The 18,515-nt window shown below is 64.7% G+C and carries 16 protein-coding genes and 1 pseudogene; 13 read left to right on the top strand and 4 right to left on the bottom strand.

Annotated features, from left to right (window positions below):
• Window positions 1–24: 24 nt before the first annotated feature.
• Genes BV95_RS22775 through BV95_RS14775 form a run of 3 tightly spaced genes read left to right on the top strand, consistent with a single transcriptional unit; the run spans window position 25 to window position 2,532 of the window.
• A complete protein-coding gene (locus tag BV95_RS22775; protein WP_051749796.1) occupies window positions 25–597 on the top strand; it encodes a nuclear transport factor 2 family protein in 573 nt (190 codons plus the stop codon).
• A gap of 2 nt (window positions 598–599) precedes the next feature.
• Window positions 600–1,769, top strand: a complete 1,170-nt coding sequence (locus BV95_RS14780) for an acetyl-CoA acetyltransferase (RefSeq protein ID WP_037453440.1) — start codon at window positions 600–602, stop codon at window positions 1,767–1,769.
• Window positions 1,770–1,821: 52 nt separating this feature from the next.
• Window positions 1,822–2,532 (top strand): HAD-IA family hydrolase, encoded by a 711-nt coding sequence (locus tag BV95_RS14775; protein WP_037453437.1) that lies wholly within the window; start codon window positions 1,822–1,824, stop codon window positions 2,530–2,532.
• Here BV95_RS14775 and BV95_RS14770 read toward each other — a convergent pair.
• Window positions 2,519–3,280 carry an IclR family transcriptional regulator gene (locus BV95_RS14770; protein WP_037453433.1) on the bottom strand — a complete coding sequence of 254 codons (762 nt, stop codon included), beginning with the start codon at window positions 3,278–3,280 and terminating at the stop codon, window positions 2,519–2,521. The two genes, BV95_RS14775 and BV95_RS14770, sit on opposite strands and share 14 nt — an antisense overlap.
• A gap of 97 nt (window positions 3,281–3,377) precedes the next feature.
• Between BV95_RS14770 and BV95_RS14765 the strand changes: the two genes are divergently transcribed.
• Window positions 3,378–4,319: an acetaldehyde dehydrogenase (acetylating) gene (locus BV95_RS14765; RefSeq protein WP_037453430.1), complete on the top strand. Its 942-nt coding sequence runs from the start codon at window positions 3,378–3,380 to the stop codon at window positions 4,317–4,319.
• On the top strand, window positions 4,316–5,338 hold the full coding sequence (gene dmpG, locus BV95_RS14760) for a 4-hydroxy-2-oxovalerate aldolase (protein ID WP_037453428.1): 1,023 nt from the start codon (window positions 4,316–4,318) through the stop codon (window positions 5,336–5,338). The genes BV95_RS14765 and dmpG overlap by 4 nt, the downstream gene beginning before the upstream one ends.
• A 30-nt stretch (window positions 5,339–5,368) precedes the next feature.
• Here the strand turns inward: dmpG and BV95_RS14755 are convergent, their stop codons facing one another.
• The gene (locus tag BV95_RS14755; RefSeq protein ID WP_037453426.1) at window positions 5,369–6,151 is read right to left on the bottom strand and encodes an IclR family transcriptional regulator domain-containing protein; all 783 of its coding nucleotides are present in this window, start codon (window positions 6,149–6,151) and stop codon (window positions 5,369–5,371) included.
• 105 nt (window positions 6,152–6,256) lie between these two features.
• Here BV95_RS14755 and BV95_RS14750 point away from each other — a divergent pair, with 105 nt between their 5' ends.
• Genes BV95_RS14750 through gorA form a run of 4 tightly spaced genes read left to right on the top strand, consistent with a single transcriptional unit; the run spans window position 6,257 to window position 10,202 of the window.
• Window positions 6,257–6,940, top strand: a complete 684-nt coding sequence (locus BV95_RS14750) for a 3-oxoacid CoA-transferase subunit A (RefSeq protein WP_037453423.1) — start codon at window positions 6,257–6,259, stop codon at window positions 6,938–6,940.
• A 13-nt stretch (window positions 6,941–6,953) separates the two neighbouring features.
• Window positions 6,954–7,589 (top strand): 3-oxoacid CoA-transferase subunit B, encoded by a 636-nt coding sequence (locus tag BV95_RS14745; protein WP_037453421.1) that lies wholly within the window; start codon window positions 6,954–6,956, stop codon window positions 7,587–7,589.
• 22 nt (window positions 7,590–7,611) lie between these two features.
• On the top strand, window positions 7,612–8,820 hold the full coding sequence (gene pcaF, locus BV95_RS14740; protein ID WP_037453418.1) for a 3-oxoadipyl-CoA thiolase: 1,209 nt from the start codon (window positions 7,612–7,614) through the stop codon (window positions 8,818–8,820).
• 41 nt (window positions 8,821–8,861) lie between these two features.
• Window positions 8,862–10,202 (top strand): glutathione-disulfide reductase, encoded by a 1,341-nt coding sequence (gorA, locus tag BV95_RS14735; protein ID WP_037453415.1) that lies wholly within the window; start codon window positions 8,862–8,864, stop codon window positions 10,200–10,202.
• Window positions 10,203–10,412: 210 nt separating this feature from the next.
• Here gorA and BV95_RS14730 read toward each other — a convergent pair whose 3' ends face one another.
• Window positions 10,413–11,309 carry a LysR substrate-binding domain-containing protein gene (locus tag BV95_RS14730; protein WP_037453412.1) on the bottom strand — a complete coding sequence of 299 codons (897 nt, stop codon included), beginning with the start codon at window positions 11,307–11,309 and terminating at the stop codon, window positions 10,413–10,415.
• Window positions 11,310–11,402: 93 nt separating this feature from the next.
• On the opposite strand from BV95_RS14730, the gene BV95_RS14725 reads away from it, so the two are divergent.
• Together BV95_RS14725 and fghA are read left to right on the top strand one after the other, a co-directional pair.
• Window positions 11,403–12,515, top strand: coding sequence for an S-(hydroxymethyl)glutathione dehydrogenase/class III alcohol dehydrogenase (locus BV95_RS14725; protein ID WP_013849307.1), 1,113 nt, complete (start codon window positions 11,403–11,405; stop codon window positions 12,513–12,515).
• A 13-nt stretch (window positions 12,516–12,528) separates the two neighbouring features.
• Window positions 12,529–13,377, top strand: coding sequence for an S-formylglutathione hydrolase (fghA, locus tag BV95_RS14720; protein WP_037453501.1), 849 nt, complete (start codon window positions 12,529–12,531; stop codon window positions 13,375–13,377).
• A gap of 247 nt (window positions 13,378–13,624) precedes the next feature.
• On the opposite strand, the gene BV95_RS14715 is transcribed toward fghA, so the two are convergent.
• A complete protein-coding gene (locus BV95_RS14715; RefSeq protein ID WP_037453407.1) occupies window positions 13,625–14,089 on the bottom strand; it encodes an Lrp/AsnC family transcriptional regulator in 465 nt (154 codons plus the stop codon).
• A gap of 98 nt (window positions 14,090–14,187) precedes the next feature.
• Between BV95_RS14715 and putA the strand changes: the two genes are divergently transcribed.
• A complete protein-coding gene (gene putA, locus BV95_RS14710; RefSeq protein ID WP_037453404.1) occupies window positions 14,188–17,793 on the top strand; it encodes a trifunctional transcriptional regulator/proline dehydrogenase/L-glutamate gamma-semialdehyde dehydrogenase in 3,606 nt (1,201 codons plus the stop codon).
• Between the two features lie 481 nt (window positions 17,794–18,274).
• A pseudogene (locus BV95_RS24450) lies at window positions 18,275–18,515 on the top strand (TonB-dependent receptor); the annotation flags it as partial.

Below are 18,515 nucleotides of genomic sequence, written 5' to 3'. Positions count from 1 at the left end.
CGCATAACGGAATCGGATCGGGCGATGTTCGCAAACAGCCTGGAAGAACTGATCGCCAAGGATCAGATAAGCGGCCGCATCAAGCTCTACGCCCATGCCGTGGACCGGCGGAAATGGGACTTGCTGGATCATGTGTTCCATGATGACGGGCGGTGGCGCATGTCCGCCTTCGACGGCCCGTGGCGGGAGGCGCGGGACACGGTGGCGCGGATTTTCGAGCAGGCGCTGGCCATGACCTTCCATCAGGTGAGCAATATATCGATCTCGCTGAACGGAGCGGAGGCTTTCGCGGAAACCTATTGCGTCGGCTATCATCGGGTGCGGGCCGATGCGCCGCCGGGCGGCCTGTTCGGCGGCACGGGCGAGGATTACGACCTAATCGCCGCGCTTCGCTATATCGACCGGTTCGAGCTTCGCGCCAGCGGCTGGGGCATCACGTCCCGCACCGGCATTTCCGAATGGCGCAGCTATCAGCCGGTGAGCGAGGGGACCGCCCTCGCCTCCGCCCCCGACCGCGGCCAATGGGGCGACGCCGACAGGTCGGCGGTCCTGTTCGGCGGGCGCGGAATGCCCGATCCCTTATCTTCAGGAGCGTGATGATGACTGCTAGCATAATCGGCTGGGCGCACAGCCCCTTCGGCAAGCTGCCCGACGAGACGTTGGAGACGCTGATGGTCCGGACGACGCGGGATGCCCTCCAGCATGCGAATATCGGCGCGGAAGATGTCGACGAGATTTTCGTGGGCCATTTCAACAGCGGATTTTCGAAGCAGAATCTGACGGGCGGTCTTGTCCTCCAAGCGGACCCCGGATTGCGGTTCACGCCCGCCACCCGCGTCGAAAATGCCTGCGCATCCGGATCGGCGGCGGTGCATCAGGCGCTTCGCGCCATCGAATCCGGCCATGCGGAAATCGCGCTGGTCGTCGGGGTGGAGAAGATGACCGACGCCACCAGCGACGCGGTGAAATCGAACCTGTTGGGCGCATGCTATCTGCCGGAGGAAGGCGGGGTCGAGGGTGGTTTCGCCGGTCTTTTCGGCCAGATCGCCGACCTCTATTATGCCCGCTATGGCGACCAGACGGATGTGCTGGCCGCTATCGCCGCCAAGAATCACCGGAACGGGATGGGCAATCCCTGGGCGCAGTTGCGCAAGGATCTTGGGATCGAATTCTGCCGGACGGAAAGTCCGGGCAACCCCCGCGTCGCGGGTCCGCTGAAGCGCAGCGACTGTTCGCCGGTGTCCGACGGTGCGGCGGCCATCGTCATCGCATCCGCCAATGTCGCGCGCGAGGCGAAGCGCGCCGTGTCGTTCCGCGCCACCGCCCATGTGCAGGATTTCCTGCCGATGTCGCGCCGCGACATCCTGCGGTTCGAAGGGTGCGCGACCGCCTGGCGGCTGGCCCTGCATGAGGCGGGCATCGCCCTGGATGACCTGAGTTTCGTGGAAACCCATGATTGCTTCACCATCGCGGAACTCATCGAATATGAAGCGATGGGGCTGGCTCCCGCCGGGCAGGGCGCGCGCGTGGTTCAAGAGGGGTGGACGGAAATGGGCGGGAAGCTGCCCGTCAATCCCTCCGGCGGGCTGAAGGCGAAGGGCCATCCGATCGGCGCGACCGGCGTTTCCATGCATGCGATTTCCGCCATGCAGCTTTGCGGAGAAGCGCCGCCGGAGATTCAGGTTCCGCAGGCGACCATTGCCGGCATCTTCAACATGGGCGGAGCCGCGGTGGCGAATTACACATCGATTCTGGAGCGCGTGCGTTAGGGCGTGTAAGTGCCTGGGGAATCACCAGCTTCCATGACAGGCGCCCAGGGCAATGGATCATAAGATAGTCGATGCCGTCCTGCTGGACATGGACGGCACGATCCTGAATTCCATCAAGGCGGCGGAACGCATCTGGGGCGACTGGGCGCGGGGCCATGGGCTGGACGTCGATGCGTTCCTCCCCACGATCCATGGCGTCCAGTCCGTGGAGACCGTCCGCCGGCTGGGCCTGCCGGGCATCGATCCCGTGGCGGAGGCGGCCGCCATCACCCAGGCGGAGATCGACAATGTCGAGGGCATCGAAGCCATAGCGGGCGCGGCGGAATTTCTGGCCGCGCTGGGCGATTGCCGCTGGGCCGTCGTTACCTCCGCCCCCAGGGCGCTGGCATTGGGCCGCATCAGGGCGGCCGGACTTCCCATTCCGCCGCTGCTGATCGCGGCCGAGGATGTGGAGCGGGGCAAGCCTGCGCCGGACTGCTTCCATCTGGCCGCCGAGCGGTTGGGCACGACAGCCGATCGGTGTCTGGCGATCGAGGACTCCGTGGCAGGCATAGCGGCGGCGGAAAGCGCTGGCGCAAGCCTACTGGTCGTCACCGCGACCCATCACGAACCGATGGACACGCCGCACGGGGCGATAGTCGACTATCGCGACCTCTGGATGGAACAGGCCCCTGCCGGGGGCGTCCGCATAGGTGCGCGGGCATCGACGGCGGATGCGGGCGGCCCCTGCTGGCTTGTCGCCCGCCGCGTCACGCCCGGTTGAAGGCGACCTGTTCGATCTCCCGCGCCGTCGCGCGCAACAGGTCGACCAAATCCTCCTGGGAAATGCGCCGCCCGGTCACGGATTGCGAGACGGAGATGGCGGCGGGCACCCCGCCGTCGGGCCTTCGGATCGGAACCGCCGCGCAGGTCAGATCCTCCACGACCTCGCCATCGTCGATCGCATAGCCCTGCCCCGCGACCAGATCCAGTTCCCGCGCCAATGCATCGGCGTCGATGATGGTGCGCGGCGTCAGCGCGACGAAGGGCCCATTCGCGAGATAGGCGTCCCGCTCTTCGCGGGGAAGGTTGGCGAGCAGCACCTTGCCCATTCCGGAACAATAGGCCTCCAACTGCATGCCCACCTGGGTGAACAGTTCCGCCGCACCCTGGCCGATTTTCAGGCGATAGGTCACCATCTCATTTTCCAGCGTGCCCAGTTGGACGATGGTTCGCACCCTGACGGCCAGCCGATGCAGGACCGGTGCCGCGACATTGACGATCAGTTGCTTTTCATCCAGCCGCTGCAAGAGCCGCAGCAGCCGCGCCCCCGCGACATGCCGCCCGCGCCCGACCGGGGTCAGATAGCCTTCCTCCACCAGCGTCGTCACCTGCCGGTGCGCGGTCGCCACGGGAATGTCCGCCGACCTCGCCAGCGTGGAGACATTGCTCTGTCCGCCATCGGCCACGACCTCTTCCAACATGGTCAATGTGCGCTTGAGCGAACTGATCTGCGGGGTCTTCTTTCTCATGATGCAAGAAGATAGCGACCTGGCCCCGTGGCGCCAAGAGCAGGGCGCGCTTATTGCCCTTCGAACAGAATTGCGTTGCGAGAAGGCTTGGAGGAACATGGCCAGGACCAAAGTTGCGATCATCGGATCGGGCAATATCGGCACCGACCTGATGATGAAGATCATGCGCCTGTCGGAGGTGCTGGAAATGGGCGCGCTCGTCGGCATCGATCCGGAATCGGACGGGCTGAAGCGGGCGGCGCGCATGGGCGTGCCCGTCACGGCGGAGGGCATTGACGGGCTGATCGCGCTGGAGGGGTTCAGGGACATCGCCATCGTCTTCGACGCGACATCGGCCGGGGCGCACCAGCGCCACAACGAACTGCTCCAGGCGCATGGCAAGCGGGTGGTCGACCTGACGCCCGCCGCCATCGGCCCCTACACCATCCCGTCCGTCAACGGCGAAGCCCATCTGGACGCGACGAACGTCAACATGGTGACCTGCGGCGGTCAAGCGACCATCCCCATCGTCCACGCCGTCAACCGCGTGGCGAAGGTGCATTATGGCGAGATCGTCGCCTCCATCGCCTCGAAAAGCGCCGGGCCGGGCACCCGCGCCAATATCGACGAGTTCACCGAGACGACCAGCCAGGCGATCATGGACGTGGGCGGCGCGAGCCGGGGCAAGGCGATCATCATCCTCAACCCCGCCGAACCGCCGCTGATCATGCGCGACACCGTCTATTGCCTGTGCGAGGAAGCCGACCAGGACGAAATCCGCGCCAGCATCGACGCCATGGTGGCGCAAGTGCAGAGCTATGTGCCCGGATACCGGCTGAAGCAGGCGGTGCAGTTCGAACATATCGGGTCGAACCGACCGCTGCGCATAGCGGAGATGGATGGGGAATATACCGGCCTGAAGGTCAGCGTCTTCCTGGAGGTGGAGGGGGCCGCCCATTATCTGCCCGCCTATGCAGGCAATCTGGACATCATGACATCGGCCGCGCTGCGCACCGCCGAGAAGATCGCCGTCCGCATGCAGGAAGGAGCCGTGGCATGACATTCGACCCGACCCGGACCAAGCTCTATATCCAGGACGTCACGCTGCGCGACGGCATGCATGCCATGCGCCACCAATATGGCATCGACCATGTGAAGAAGATCGCCAAGGCGCTGGACGACGCCAAAGTGGACGCCATAGAGGTCGCCCATGGCGACGGGCTGAGCGGATCGTCCTTCAACTATGGCTTCGGCGCGCATACCGACTGGGAGTGGATCGCGGCGGTGGCGGAGGTACTGGAACATAGCGTGCTGACGACGCTGCTGCTGCCCGGCATCGGCACGGTCCATGACCTGAAACATGCCTATGATCTGGGCGTGCGGTCGGTGCGCATCGCGACCCACTGCACGGAGGCGGACGTTTCGAAACAGCATATCGAGGCGGGGCGCAACCTGGGCATGGACGTGTCCGGCTTCCTGATGATGAGCCACATGACCGATCCGGAATCGCTGGCGCGGCAGGCGAAGCTGATGGAAGATTATGGGGCGCACTGCGTCTATGTCACCGACAGCGGCGGCGCGCTGAATATGGAGGAATATGCGGCGCGGCTTCAGGCCTATGACCGGGTGCTGAAGCCCGAAACCCAGCGCGGCGTCCATGCGCACCATAATCTGTCGCTGGGCGTGGCCAACTCCATTGTCGCGGTGCAGAATGGCGCGGTGCGCGTCGACGCCAGCCTGGCGGGCATGGGCGCGGGCGCGGGCAACGCGCCGCTGGAAGTGTTCATCGCCGCCGCCGACCGCTATGGCTGGAACCATGGCTGCGACCTCTATGCGCTGATGGATGCGGCGGAGGAACTGGTCCGTCCGTTGCAGGACCGGCCGGTGCGCGTGGACCGGGAGACGCTGACGCTGGGCTATGCGGGCGTCTATTCCAGCTTCCTGCGTCATGCAGAGAAGGCAGCGCTGGACCATGGCCTGGACACCCGCGCCATCCTTGTGGAGGTGGGCCGCCGCAAGATGGTCGGCGGTCAGGAGGACATGATCGTGGACGTCGCGCTCGACCTCAGCGGGAAATGACGGAGGGGCGGCCTCCCCGCCCCTCTCCTGCTACATCGCCGCGATCATGCTCAGCCGTTGCGCCCCGCGGCGGAGCGCCGACAGGCAGCGGGTGCGCAGGTCGGCGGTCGTGATGCGCGCCGCCTGCGTCCCTACGTTGAGCGCGGCGATGACGCCGTTTCGGCCCTGGACCGGCACCGCGATGGAGCGCAGGCCCGGCTCCAGTTCCTGGTCGATAATGGCGAATCCCTCCTCCCGCACCTGTTCCAGCTTTGCGAGAAGGGCGGGCTTGGACCGTTCGGTCTTCGCGGTGAGCGCCACCAGTTCCGTCCGCGCCAGATAGGCCTCCTGCGCCTCCCGCGATTGGGCGGCGAGCAGTACGCGGCCCATGGACGTCGCGTAGAGGGGAAGACGGCTGCCCGCCAGCAGCGCGATGGACATGATCCGGCCCGCCTCGGCGCGGGCGACATAATAGACCTCATCCTCCTCCAGCACGCCCAGCGAACAGGATTCGCCAAGCTCGTCGCGCAACTGGTCCAGAATGGGCTGCGCTCGCGCCGCCAGCGAACTGGACGAGAGATAGGCGTAGCCGAGCGACAGCACCTTGGGCCGCAGGACGTAGCTCAAATCCTCCTGCGCGGCATAGCCCAGCCGCGTCAGCGTATAGAGGCAGCGCCGGACGGCGGCGCGGCTCAGCCCCGTCATCTCCGCCGCCTGGGCAATGGTCATCGGCCGTTCCCTCTCGGCAAAGCAGCGCAAGACGGCTAGGCCGCGGGCTAGCGACATCATGAATTCCGGATCGCCCTGAAACTCCGCGCCGGTCTCTTCCCGCATTTCGATCTCCAATAACCGATTACCGAACGTAAATCCGTTTATCGATTGACTCGCGACAAGGCAAGGCGGAAGGCTCCGGCCCGACGATCACGCCAGGAGAGCCAAATGATCGACAAGAGTTTTGAATCCCCCAGCGCCGCCGTGGCCGACATATTCGACGGCGCATCGGTCATGATCGGCGGCTTCGGCACGGCCGGAATGCCCGACGACCTTATCGACGCGCTGATCGCGCGCGGCGTCGGCAACCTGACCATCATCAACAACAATGCCGGCAATGGCGAAACGGGGCTGGCCGCGCTGATCAAGGCGGGGCGGGTGAAGAAGATCATCTGCTCCTTCCCGCGCCAGACCGACTCCCATCATTTCGACGCCCGTTACCGCGCCGGGGAAATCGAGCTGGAACTGGTGCCGCAGGGCAATCTGGCGGCGCGCATCCAGGCGGCGGGCGCCGGGCTGGGCGCGATCTTCACGCCGACCGGCTTCGGCACCGCCCTTGCGGAGGGCAAGGAGACCCGGCGCATCGACGGCAAGGACCATGTGCTGGAATATCCGATCCACGCCGACTTCGCGCTGATCAAGGCGCATAAGGGCGACCGCTGGGGCAACCTCATCTACCGCAAGACCGCCCGCAATTTCGGGCCGATCATGGCGATGGCGGCGAAGACCAGCATCGTTCAGGTGTCGGAGATCGTCCCGCTCGGCGCGCTCGATCCCGAAACGATCGTGACGCCGGGCATCTTCGTCCAGCGCGTCGTCGAAACCGGCGCCCAAGCATCGACAGCCGCCTGAGAGGAGCCGCCATATGAACCGTCTCAGCCGCGATCAGATCGCCGCCCGCGTCGCCAAGGATATTCCTGAGGGCGCTTATGTGAACCTGGGCATCGGCCTGCCCACCAAGGTCGCCAATTTCCTTCCCGTCGACCGCGACATATTGCTCCAGAGCGAGAATGGCCTGCTGGGCATGGGCCCCGCGCCCGCGCCGGGCGAAGAGGATTGGGAATTGATCAACGCGGGCAAGCAGGCGGTGACGCTGCTGACCGGCGGGGCCTATTTCCACCATGCCGACAGCTTCGCCATGATGCGCGGCGGCCATATCGACATCTGCGTGCTTGGCGCGTTCCAGGTGTCGGTGAAGGGCGACCTCGCCAACTGGCACACGGGCGATCCGTCCGCGATCCCGGCCGTCGGCGGGGCCATGGACCTGGCCGTCGGCGCCAAGCAGACCTTCGTGATGATGGAATTGCTGACCAAGGAGGGGGAAAGCAAGCTGGTGGAGCGCTGCTCCTATCCGCTGACGGGGCTGGCCTGCGTTTCGCGGGTCTATACCGACCTGGCCGTCTTCGACGTCGGCCCCAACGGCGCCAGCGTCGTCGAGATGGTCGACGGCCTCACCCTTGACGAGCTTCGCCGGATGACCGGCGTCGCCCTGACCGCCTGATCGATAGGAAAGCGAAAATCCCATGACCGAAGCCTTTATCTGCGACGCCGTCCGCACGCCCATCGGCCGTTATGGCGGCATCCTTGCCAAAGTCCGCGCCGACGATCTGGGCGCGCTGCCGATGAAGGCGCTGATCGAACGCAATCCCGGCCTGGACGCGGCGGCGATCGAAGAGGTGTTCTACGGCTGCGCCAACCAGTCGGGCGAGGATAATCGCAACGTGGCGCGGATGAGCCTGCTGCTCGCCGGGCTGCCGCACACGATTCCCGGCGTGACGCTGAACCGGCTTTGCGCTTCGGGTCTGGAGGCGGTGGGCGCCGCCGCCCGCGCCATCCGTTCGGACGAGATCGCGCTCGCCATCGCGGGCGGCGTGGAGAGCATGAGCCGCGCGCCCTTCGTGATGGGGAAGGCCGACGGCGCCTTTGGCCGGAACCAGAAGCTGGAAGACACGACCATGGGCTGGCGCTTCGTCAATCCCGCGCTCGACGCCCTTTATGGTACGGAGGCGATGCCGCGCACGGGCGAGAATGTGGCGGAGGACTACCGGATCAGCCGCGCCGATCAGGACGAATTCGCCCTGCGCAGCCAACAGCGCGCCGTCGCCGCGCAGCAGAGCGGCTTTCATGCCGAAGAAATCATCGCCGTCACCGTGCCCGGCCGGAAGCGCGGCGAGACGATGGAGGTCAGCGTTGACGAACATCCCCGCGCCGACGCCAGTCTGGAGGCGTTGCAGAAGCTGAAGCCGCTGTTCGGCCCCGAAGCGACGGTCACGGCGGGCAATGCGTCGGGCATCAACGACGGCGCGGCGGCGATGATCGTAGCATCCGAAGCCGCCGTGAAGGCGCATGGCCTGACTCCCCGCGCACGGATCCTCGGCATGGCATCCGCCGGGGTGGAGCCGCGAGTCATGGGGATCGGCCCGGTTCCTGCGGCGCGGAAGCTGATGGCGCGTCTGGGCCTTTCCATCGAGGATTTCGATGCCATCGAACTGAACGAAGCCTTCGCCAGCCAGAGTCTGGCGGTGCTGCGGAACCTGGGCCTGCCCGACGATGCGCCGCATGTGAACGCCAATGGCGGCGCGATCGCGCTGGGGCATCCGCTGGGCATGTCGGGCGCGCGCCTGGCCATGACGGTCGTCCACCAGCTTGAGAAGAGCGGCGGCAAGCGGGGTCTGGCGACGCTGTGCATCGGCGTCGGCATGGGCCTGGCGCTAGCGGTGGAGCGGGTCTGAACGACGGCTGATCATCAATAATTTCAGGAAATCGACGTTCAATGACATCCTATGACCTGTTCGTGATCGGCGCAGGCTCCGGCGGGGTGCGCGCTGCGCGCATCGCGGCGGCCCATGGCGCGAAAGTGGCCATCGCCGAGGAATATCGCGTAGGCGGCACCTGCGTCATTCGCGGCTGCGTGCCCAAGAAGCTGCTGGTCTACGGCGCGCATTTCGCCGAAGACCTGAAGGACGCCCGCCGCTTCGGTTGGGACGTGCCCGAATGCGATTTCGACTGGCCCATATTGCGGGACAATGTGCTGGCCGACGTGGACCGGTTGAACGGCGCCTATACCAGCACGTTGTCCAGTCATGATGTCGAGGTGTTTCTGGAGCGCGCCACGGTCAGCGGCCCGCAGGAGGTCACGCTGGCGAGCGGGCGCAGGATCAGCGCCAAGCATATATTGATCGCGACCGGCGCATGGCCCGTGACCCCGGACATAGAGGGGGCCGAACATGGCATCACCTCCAACGAGGTGTTCCATCTGGAAAAAATGCCCCGACGCGCCGTGATCGCGGGCGGCGGCTATATCGCCAATGAATTTGCCGGCATCTTCCACGAATTTTCCTGCGACGTGACGCTGGTCAACCGGTCCGACACCATATTGCGCGGCTATGACCGGCAGATCGTCGAGCGGTTGCTGGCGACATCCATGGCGAAGGGCATCAATTTCCGCCTGAACGCCGAATTCGAGAAGATCGAGAAGCTGGCTGACGGCTCGCTCCGCCTCCATTTCAAGGACGGCGACCCGATAGAGACGGACCTGCTGATGTTCGCGACCGGCCGCCGCCCGCATACGCAGGGCCTGGGACTGGAGAATGTGGGCGTCGCGCTGGACGATCAGGGCGCGGTCATCGTGGACGACTATAACCGGTCGAGTTGCGAGAGCATCTATGCGGTGGGCGACGTGACCAACCGGGTGCAGCTTACACCCGTGGCCATCCGGGAGGGTCATGCCTTTGCCGACACCGTCTTCGGCGGCAATCCGCGCACCGTGGATTATGACTGCATACCGTCCGCCGTGTTCAGCCATCCGCCGATTGCCGGGGTGGGCATGACGGAGAGCGAGGCGCGGGAAAAGCTGGGCACGGTGAAGGTCTATACTTCCGACTTCCGGGCGATGAAGAATGTGCTTGCCGGGCGGGATGAGCGAGCGCTGTACAAGATGATCGTGGACGACACGACCGGCCGGGTGGTGGGCCTGCACATGATCGGCCCGGACGCGCCCGAAATCCTGCAGGCGGCCGCCGTGGCGGTGAAGGCGGGGCTTACCAAGCAGGCCTTCGACGACACCGTCGCGCTGCATCCCAGCATGGCCGAGGAGCTTGTGTTGTTGAAATAGGGGCTGGGTGGCGTGGGCAATTGGTGTGGCCAGTTGCGGATTAAATCCTCCCTGCGCGTAGCGTGGGGAGGGGGACCGCTCGCGGAGCGAGTGGTGGAGGGGAAATTCGGAGGTCGTGCCCCGTTCCCCTCCACCACCGCTTTTAGCGGCGGTCCCCCTCCCCATCTATCGATGGGGAGGAATAGGAAAGGTCGGCTCTCCATCCATCACTCAGGCCTGTGCGCTCCGTGTAGTCATCGCCGCCTCCAGTTCGCGGCGCAGATGTTCGACCACGAAGTGGATTTTGGGAACGAGGTGCCGCCTTTGGGGATAGACCGCCCAGATCGGCTCGTCATCCGGGCGGCAATCCTCCAATATCAGTTCCACCATGCCATGTTGCAGATGCGGCAGGACATAGAATTCCGGAAGCTGACATATTCCGAGGCCCGCAACGCAGGCGTCCACGACCGCATGGCCGCTATTGCAGCGGAAACGGCCGATGGGGCGATGCGAGACATCCACCCCGTCCACCTTGAAATGCCAGCTTCCGCTCGTTCCGCCGATGCATTCATGCGCGCCGATCTCCTCGACAGTGGTCGGACGACCGGCGCGGGCGAGATAATCGGGCGCGGCGCAGGTATAGAGGCGGCGGGACGCGATGCGCGTCTTGATCAGGCGGGGATCGGAAATCGTGCCGGTGCGGATGGCGAGGTCGAAATCCTCCGTCATCAGGTCCACGACGCGGTTGGTCAGTTCGATGGACACTGACAAGCGGGGATGATGCATGGCGAACCGCCGGATTAGGGGCGCGACATAGCGTTCGCCCATCGCCGTCGAGCATGTCACCCGCAACTCGCCCGCCGGTTCGCCCTGCTCCGCGATGTGGGCGATGGCCTCGTCCGTCTCTGCGGCGATGCGGCGGCATTGTTCCAGGAACACCCGTCCGGTGTCAGTCAATCGCACCGTCCGCGTGGTCCGGTAGAAAAGCTGGGCGTTGATGCGCTGTTCGAGCGCCATGACGGCCCGGCTGACATGGGTGGTCGATACGGACAGGGAACGCGCTGCGCCCGTGAAGGAACTGGCGGCGGCGACGGCCATAAATTCGTCCAGCCCCTCCCATTTCGACATATTATCGCTCCTCAGCAACAGTATATTGCGAAATGAGCATATTAACGCTGAAAGGAGACAATGCTAGGCCCTCCTCACCGAAGGAGAAAAGCAATGAAGACTCGCGCCGCCGTCGCGTTCGAAGCGAAAAAGCCGCTGGAGATCGTGGAACTCGACCTGGAAGGCCCGAAGGCGGGCGAGGTTCTGGTGGAGATCATGGCGACGGGCATCTGCCATACCGACGCCTATACGCTGGACGGGTTCGACAGCGAGGGCATCTTTCCCTCCATATTGGGTCATGAGGGCGCGGGCGTCGTGCGCGAAGTGGGCGCGGGCGTTACCTCGGTCAAGCCGGGCGACCATGTGATCCCGCTCTACACGCCCGAATGCCGCCAGTGCAAAAGCTGCCTCTCCGGCAAGACCAACCTCTGCACCGCGATCCGCGCCACGCAGGGCAAGGGGCTGATGCCCGACGGCACGACCCGCTTTTCCTACAAGGGGCAGCCGATCTACCATTATATGGGCTGTTCGACCTTCTCCAACTTCACCGTCCTGCCAGAGATCGCGGTGGCGAAGATCCGCGAGGACGCGCCCTTCGACAAGAGTTGCTATATCGGTTGCGGCGTCACCACCGGCGTCGGCGCGGTGATCAACAGCGCGAAGGTCACGCCCGGTTCCAACGTCATCGTCTTCGGGCTGGGCGGCATCGGTCTTAACGTGCTTCAAGCGGCCCGGCTGGTCGGCGCGGACCGGATCATCGGCGTCGACATCAATGAGGGCAAGGCGGAATGGGGCAAGCGTTTCGGCATGACTCATTTCTACAATCCCGCCGGCAAGAGCACGGCGGAGGTCGTTGCCGATCTGGTCGCGCTGACCGACGGGGGTGCCGATTATACGTTCGACTGCACCGGCAATACCGAAGTGATGCGCCAGGCGCTGGAGGCATGCCATCGCGGCTGGGGCGTATCCACCGTGATCGGCGTGGCGGAAGCGGGGAAGGAAATCTCCACCCGTCCCTTCCAGCTCGTCACCGGCCGCGTCTGGCAGGGCAGCGCCTTTGGCGGGGCCAAGGGGCGCACGGATGTGCCCAAGATCGTCGACTGGTATATGAACGGCAAGATCGAGATCGACCCGATGATCACCCATGTGCTGAGCCTGGAGGAGATCAACAAGGGCTTCGACCTGATGCATGCCGGGGAAAGCATCCGCAGCGTCGTCGTCTTCTGAAGAAGAAGTGGGCATGGAACAGGTCAGCGTCAATCGCGCCTTCGGCGGGGAGCAGGGCGTGTACAGGCATGCGTCCACGGCAACCGGAACGGACATGGTCTTTTCGGTCTTCGTGCCCCCGCATGAGCCGGGCGCGAAGCTGCCGGTGCTGTGGTATCTTTCCGGGCTGACCTGCACCCATGCCAATGTGACGGAAAAGGGCGAGTTTCGGCGGTTATGCGCCGAACTGGGCCTGATCTTCGTCGCGCCGGACACTTCGCCTCGCGGTCCCGACGTGCCCGACGATGCGGAAGGCGCTTATGATTTCGGGTTGGGCGCGGGCTTTTATGTCGATGCGGATCAGCCGCCCTTCGACAAAAATTACCGTATGTGGAGCTATGTGACGGAGGAACTGCCGACGCTGATCGCCGGCCATTTCCCCGTAGATCCCACGCGGCAGTCGATCATGGGGCACAGCATGGGCGGTCACGGCGCGCTCACCGTCGCCCTGCGCCATCCGGAACGGTTCAAGTCCGTGTCCGCCTTCGCGCCGATCGTCGCGCCTTCGCAGGTGCCTTGGGGTGAAAAGGCGCTCAGCGGCTATCTCGGTTCCGACCGGGCGGCCTGGCGCAAGCATGATGCGGTCGCCCTGATCCAGGATGGCGCCCATGTGCCCGCAATGCTGGTGGATCAGGGGGCAGCGGACCCTTTCCTGGAAAAGGAGCTTCGTCCCGAACTTTTGCGCGAAGCCTGCGATGCGGCGGGCATCGACCTCACGCTGAACCTGCGCGAGGGATATGACCACAGCTATTATTTCATCTCGACCTTCATGGACGATCATCTGCGCTGGCACGCCGAGCGGCTGAATTTCCTTCGTTCCTAGACCGCGTGGAAAGATTCGGAATGTCGGGAAATTGGCCATGAGCGGACTTTCTTCTCCCCTCCCGCAGGCGGGAGGGGCGGGGGTGGGCCGCCGCGCCAGCGGCGTTCTTCCCTAGCCGAGAAGGCTGAAGCTCGCTCCGCTCGCGCCCACCCCCTAACCCCCTCCCGCTTGCGGGAGGGGGAATGCCGGAAATCCACCCAAATCACCCCGTCCAGCGAGTCTTGAATTTGTCCACGCGGCCTGGCGGTCAATGATCCTTGACCGTGTCCATCGCGACGAAGGTCGACGTGCTGGCGACATGGGGAAGGCTGGATATCTTCTCGCCCAGCACGATCCTGTAGCGACGGATGTCTGGCGTCCGCACCTTGAGCAGATAGTCGAAGCTGCTCGCGATCATATGGCATTCCTCCACCTCCGGAATGCGGCGGACCCCGGCGTTGAATTCCTCCAGCGCATGTTCGCGGGTGTCCGACAGCTTGACCTCCGCGAAGGCGATATGGTCCAGCCCCAGCTTGGCCTTGTCCAGCACAGCCCGGAACCCAGTGATGATGCCCGTTTCCATCAGGCGTTTCAGCCGAAGTTGGCAAGGCGTCTTTGAAAGGCCCACCTGACGCGCCAGTTCGGTGACGCTGATCCTTCCGTCGCTCGACAGGATGGCCAGCATCTTATGATCGAAATGATCCAGATTGACCTTAGATGTGCCAATTTCCATGAAATTTACCTTGAAATAATCCGAATTAAAGTTCGATTCGTTTTAATATGCCCGCAAATAAGTCGGAACGACAGGGATGGATTTGATATTCTCCCGCCATGACCGATCAACCTCCCTTCAGCGCCTTCGCGCCGCCAATCCGCCCCCAGAGTCCGCTGCGGCGCGCCATCACCGCCGCTTATCGCCGCGACGAGGCTCTGTGCATGACACCATTGCTGGAGGCGGCCTCCCTCCCGGAGCCGGATCGCGCCGCGATTAGTGAGACGGCGCGCAAGCTGGTGACAGGGCTGCGCGCCAACCGCAAGGGCGGCGGCGTGGAAGGGCTGGTGCAGGAATATTCGCTCTCCAGCGAAGAAGGCGTCGCGCTGATGTGTCTGGCCGAGGCGCTGCTGCGCATTCCCGATGCTGCGACCCGCGACGCCCTGATCCGCGACAAGGTTTCGGGCGGCGACTGGGGCGCTCATCTGGGCGAAGGCAAGTCGCTCTTCGTCAATGCCGCCACATGGGGGCTGGTCGTCACGGGCAAGCTGGTCGGCAGCGTCGACGATCGGGGTCTGGGCGCGGCGCTCACCCGTCTGGTCGCCCGCGCCGGGGAGCCGGTGATTCGCCGGGGCGTCGATCTGGCGATGCGCATGATGGGTGAACAGTTCGTCACCGGCGAGACGATTTCGGAAGCGCTGAAGCGCGCCCGCGCCCTGGAGGCAAAGGGCTTCCGCTACAGTTACGACATGCTGGGCGAAGCGGCGACGACGGCGGCGGACGCCGACCGCTATTATGCCGACTATGAACGCGCCATCCACGCCATCGGCAAGGCATCGGGCGGGCGCGGCGTCTATGAGGGGCCGGGCATCTCGATCAAGCTGTCCGCGCTGCACCCCCGCTATGTGCGCGCCCAGGCGGAACGGGTCATGGGCGAACTGCTGCCCCGCGTGCGGCAATTGGCGATCCTGGCCAAGGGCTATGACATCGGCCTCAACATCGATGCCGAGGAAATGGACCGGCTGGAACTGTCGCTCGACCTGCTGGAGAGTTTGGCGACGGACGTGGAACTTGCCGGATGGGACGGGCTGGGTTTCGTCGTTCAGGGATATGGGAAGCGGTGCCCGTTCGTCATCGACTGGATCGTCGACCTTGCCCGGCGCGCCGGACGCCGAATGATGGTCCGTCTGGTGAAGGGCGCCTATTGGGATGCGGAGATCAAGCGGGCGCAGGTGGACGGGCTGGCCGACTTCCCCGTCTATACGCGGAAGGTCCATACCGACGTCGCCTATATCGCCTGCGCTCGAAAGCTGCTGGCCGCGCCCGACGCGGTCTTTCCGCAATTCGCGACGCACAATGCCCAGACATTGGCGACCATCCACCACCTTGCCGGGCCGGATTTCGCCGCCGGCCGATATGAGTTCCAGTGCCTGCACGGCATGGGCGAGCCGCTGTACGAACAGGTCGTCGGCAGGGAGAAGCTGGACCGCCCCTGCCGCATCTACGCGCCGGTCGGAACGCATGAGACGCTGCTTGCCTATCTTGTCCGGCGTCTGCTGGAAAATGGCGCCAATTCCTCCTTCGTCCATCGGATCGCCGATCCGGCGACGTCGGTCGAAGAGCTGATCGCCGACCCGGTCGAGGTCGTCCGCGCCATGCCCGATCCGGGGGCACGGCACGACCGGATCGCCCTGCCCGCCGATCTCTATCCAGACCGGCGCAATTCGGCAGGGTTCGACCTGAGCGACGAAACGACCCTTGCCGCCCTGTCCGAAGCGTTACGGGAAAGCGCCGCGATTGCATGGTCGGCGGCCCCTACCTTCGGCACAGGCGAGGAGCGGCCCATCGTCAACCCGGCCGATCATCGCGACAGGATCGGCACGGTGGTGGAACTTGCGGAGGAGGACGCCGCCGGTCTGGTGTCCCGTGCCGCCGGGTCCGGCTGGGGGAACAGGCCCGTGCAGGACCGCGCCGCCATTCTGGAGCGCGCCGCCGATGCGATGCAGGCGCGCATGCCGATCCTGCTGGGCCTGCTGATGCGCGAGGCGGGGAAATCCCTTCCCAACGCCATAGCCGAGGTGCGCGAGGCGATTGATTTCCTCCGCTATTATGCCGCGCAGGCCCGCGCCAATTTCGGGACCGGACAAGCGCCGCTCGGCCCCATCGTGTGCATCAGCCCCTGGAACTTCCCGCTGGCGATCTTCACCGGTCAGGTCGTGGCCGCATTGGTCGCGGGCAATCCGGTGCTCGCAAAACCTGCGGGCATGACGCCGCTGATCGCGGCCGAAGCCGTGCGCCTGCTGCATGAAGCGGGCGTGCCGCAGGATGCCCTTCAACTGACGCCCGGTGGCGGCGACCTCGGCAGCGCGCTGGTGGCGGCGCCGGAAACGGCGGGGGTCATGTTCACCGGCTCCACCGCGGTGGCCCGGCTCATCCAGGGCCAGCTTGCAAAGCGGCTGTCACCTGCGGGCCGTCCCATTCCGTTGATCGCCGAGACGGGCGGGCAGAATGCGATGATCGTGGACTCATCGGCGCTGGCGGAACAAGTCGTTGCGGACGTGCTGGTTTCGGCCTTCGACAGCGCGGGCCAGCGCTGCTCGGCGCTCCGCGTCCTCTGCCTTCAGGAAGATGTCGCGGATCGCATCCTCGCGATGCTCAAGGGCGCCTTGCGCGAACTGCGCATCGGCCGCACTGACGCACTGAAGGCCGACATAGGCCCGGTCATCAGCGCGGATGCGAAGGCCGGGATCGAACGGCACATCGCGGCCATGCGCCAGCGCGGCGCGCGAGTCGATCAGCATGCCCTGCCCGGCGAAGCGGTGCATGGCACCTTCGTCGCGCCGACGATCATCGAGATCGGGGATATAGCAGAACTGGAGCAGGAGGTGTTCGGACCGGTCCTGCATATCGTCCGCTTCCGCCGCGAACGGCTGGGCGCGCTGATCGATTCGATCAATGCAACCGGCTATGGCCTGACCTTCGGCCTTCACACCCGGCTGGATGAGACGATCGCCCATGTCACTTCGCGGGTGAAGGCGGGCAATCTCTATGTGAACCGCAACACGATCGGCGCCATCGTCGGCGTCCAGCCCTTCGGCGGGCGCGGGCTGTCCGGAACGGGACCGAAGGCGGGCGGTCCGCTTTACCTGAACCGGCTGGTCGCGCTGCCCCCCATATTCGGTTCGCGGGCGCGGCATCTCGACTCGCCGGTCCATGATTTCGCCGACTGGCTGGAGGACAAGGGAGAGCTGGCCAGCGCGGCGAAGGCCCGCGGTTACGCCGCCGCATCCGCCCTGGGGGCGGAGATCGCCCTCCCCGGGCCGGTCGGGGAATGCAATCTCTACAGCCTGCATCCCCGTGGCCAGGTGTTGATGAAGCCCCAGACCCGCCATGGCCTGTTCGAGCAGATGGCCGCAGTGCTCGCCACCGGAAATCGGGGCGTGGTGGACGAAGCTCTGCCCGCCGATCTGCCGCCGAACGTCGCCGCCGCATTTGCCGAGCGGCCCGACGGCCCCTGTTCCGTCGCGCTAGTGGAAGGGGACCAAGCCGCCGTCGCCGAAATCGTGGCGCAGGTCGCGGCCATGCCCGGCCCGATCGTTTCGGTCCATGCTGCCGAACGGGATCAGCCGCTCGCCTATCATTGCGAATGGCTGCTCGAAGAGGTTTCGATCTCTGTCAACACGACAGCCGCTGGCGGCAATGCCAGCCTGATGATGATCGGCTGAATGTTGCGCTGAATGACGGGGCGCCTTGGCGGGCGCCCCGTCGGCCATTGCCGGGCGATTACCTGCCTGCAGCCATTTTCCGATGGCCGGACAGCGGCTTAGACGGCGCTCCGCACCCCCGATTCGATGCTGATGCGGAACATTCCCGCGAATCGCCGCGCCCTGCGCGCGAGGTCCGTTTCGGAGCGCTACGTTCTAGCGAAGCCGCCAGAAACCGCTCATTCATGCTATGGATAATTTGTTGGAACGGAAAGCGTTTCTCCTGAATTGAATGTATCTACACTTTTTTTCTTGCGTCCATGCCGCTGCATCGATAGCTTCCAGTACATCAGATAAAATCAATGAAGTTTTTCTGGCTTTCGCGATGTGCCGACTCTGCTTGTCGGCATGCCAGGACGCGCATTGGCTGAATTCGCAGCCCAGCGACGCAGCGCGGCAGGATTAAAATAACAAGGTGTAAACATCAGACTAAGGGGGTAATATGCTTAATAAGGGAATTATTCTTCGCCGCAGCTTGAAGAATATCATTTGCGTCTCGATTTGTGCGTCTGCTTTTCCCGCAATTGCCCAGTCTTCTGCGCCTGATAGCTCTGAACCCGCTGACATTGTAGTGACGGGTGTTCAGTTCAAGGGTGCGGCGACGCCTTTGAAGTTGTCTGTTGATCCAGCGAGCGACACGGCGCTGGTGAGTTCCTTGTCGTCGGAGGATATTGCGCGTCAGT

This window comes from Sphingobium chlorophenolicum (genome assembly GCF_000722875.1).
Classification (GTDB): Bacteria; Pseudomonadota; Alphaproteobacteria; order Sphingomonadales; family Sphingomonadaceae; genus Sphingobium; species Sphingobium chlorophenolicum.
Note: the sequence above shows the minus strand (reverse complement) of the source record. Positions and strands in the feature narration are given on the sequence as shown.

Excerpts from the sequence above, each read along its gene's own strand:
- BV95_RS22775 (WP_051749796.1), top strand. The coding sequence starts at position 25 with ATGTTCGCAAACAGCCTGGAAGAACTGATCGCCAAGGATCAGATAAGC.
- BV95_RS14780 (WP_037453440.1), top strand. The coding sequence starts at position 600 with ATGACTGCTAGCATAATCGGCTGGGCGCACAGCCCCTTCGGCAAGCTG.
- BV95_RS14775 (WP_037453437.1), top strand. The coding sequence starts at position 1,822 with ATGGATCATAAGATAGTCGATGCCGTCCTGCTGGACATGGACGGCACG.
- BV95_RS14770 (WP_037453433.1), bottom strand. The coding sequence starts at position 3,280 with ATGAGAAAGAAGACCCCGCAGATCAGTTCGCTCAAGCGCACATTGACC.
- BV95_RS14765 (WP_037453430.1), top strand. The coding sequence starts at position 3,378 with ATGGCCAGGACCAAAGTTGCGATCATCGGATCGGGCAATATCGGCACC.
- dmpG (WP_037453428.1), top strand. The coding sequence starts at position 4,316 with ATGACATTCGACCCGACCCGGACCAAGCTCTATATCCAGGACGTCACG.
- BV95_RS14755 (WP_037453426.1), bottom strand. The coding sequence starts at position 6,151 with ATGCGGGAAGAGACCGGCGCGGAGTTTCAGGGCGATCCGGAATTCATG.
- BV95_RS14750 (WP_037453423.1), top strand. The coding sequence starts at position 6,257 with ATGATCGACAAGAGTTTTGAATCCCCCAGCGCCGCCGTGGCCGACATA.
- BV95_RS14745 (WP_037453421.1), top strand. The coding sequence starts at position 6,954 with ATGAACCGTCTCAGCCGCGATCAGATCGCCGCCCGCGTCGCCAAGGAT.
- pcaF (WP_037453418.1), top strand. The coding sequence starts at position 7,612 with ATGACCGAAGCCTTTATCTGCGACGCCGTCCGCACGCCCATCGGCCGT.
- gorA (WP_037453415.1), top strand. The coding sequence starts at position 8,862 with ATGACATCCTATGACCTGTTCGTGATCGGCGCAGGCTCCGGCGGGGTG.
- BV95_RS14730 (WP_037453412.1), bottom strand. The coding sequence starts at position 11,309 with ATGTCGAAATGGGAGGGGCTGGACGAATTTATGGCCGTCGCCGCCGCC.
- BV95_RS14725 (WP_013849307.1), top strand. The coding sequence starts at position 11,403 with ATGAAGACTCGCGCCGCCGTCGCGTTCGAAGCGAAAAAGCCGCTGGAG.
- fghA (WP_037453501.1), top strand. The coding sequence starts at position 12,529 with ATGGAACAGGTCAGCGTCAATCGCGCCTTCGGCGGGGAGCAGGGCGTG.
- BV95_RS14715 (WP_037453407.1), bottom strand. The coding sequence starts at position 14,089 with ATGGAAATTGGCACATCTAAGGTCAATCTGGATCATTTCGATCATAAG.
- putA (WP_037453404.1), top strand. The coding sequence starts at position 14,188 with ATGACCGATCAACCTCCCTTCAGCGCCTTCGCGCCGCCAATCCGCCCC.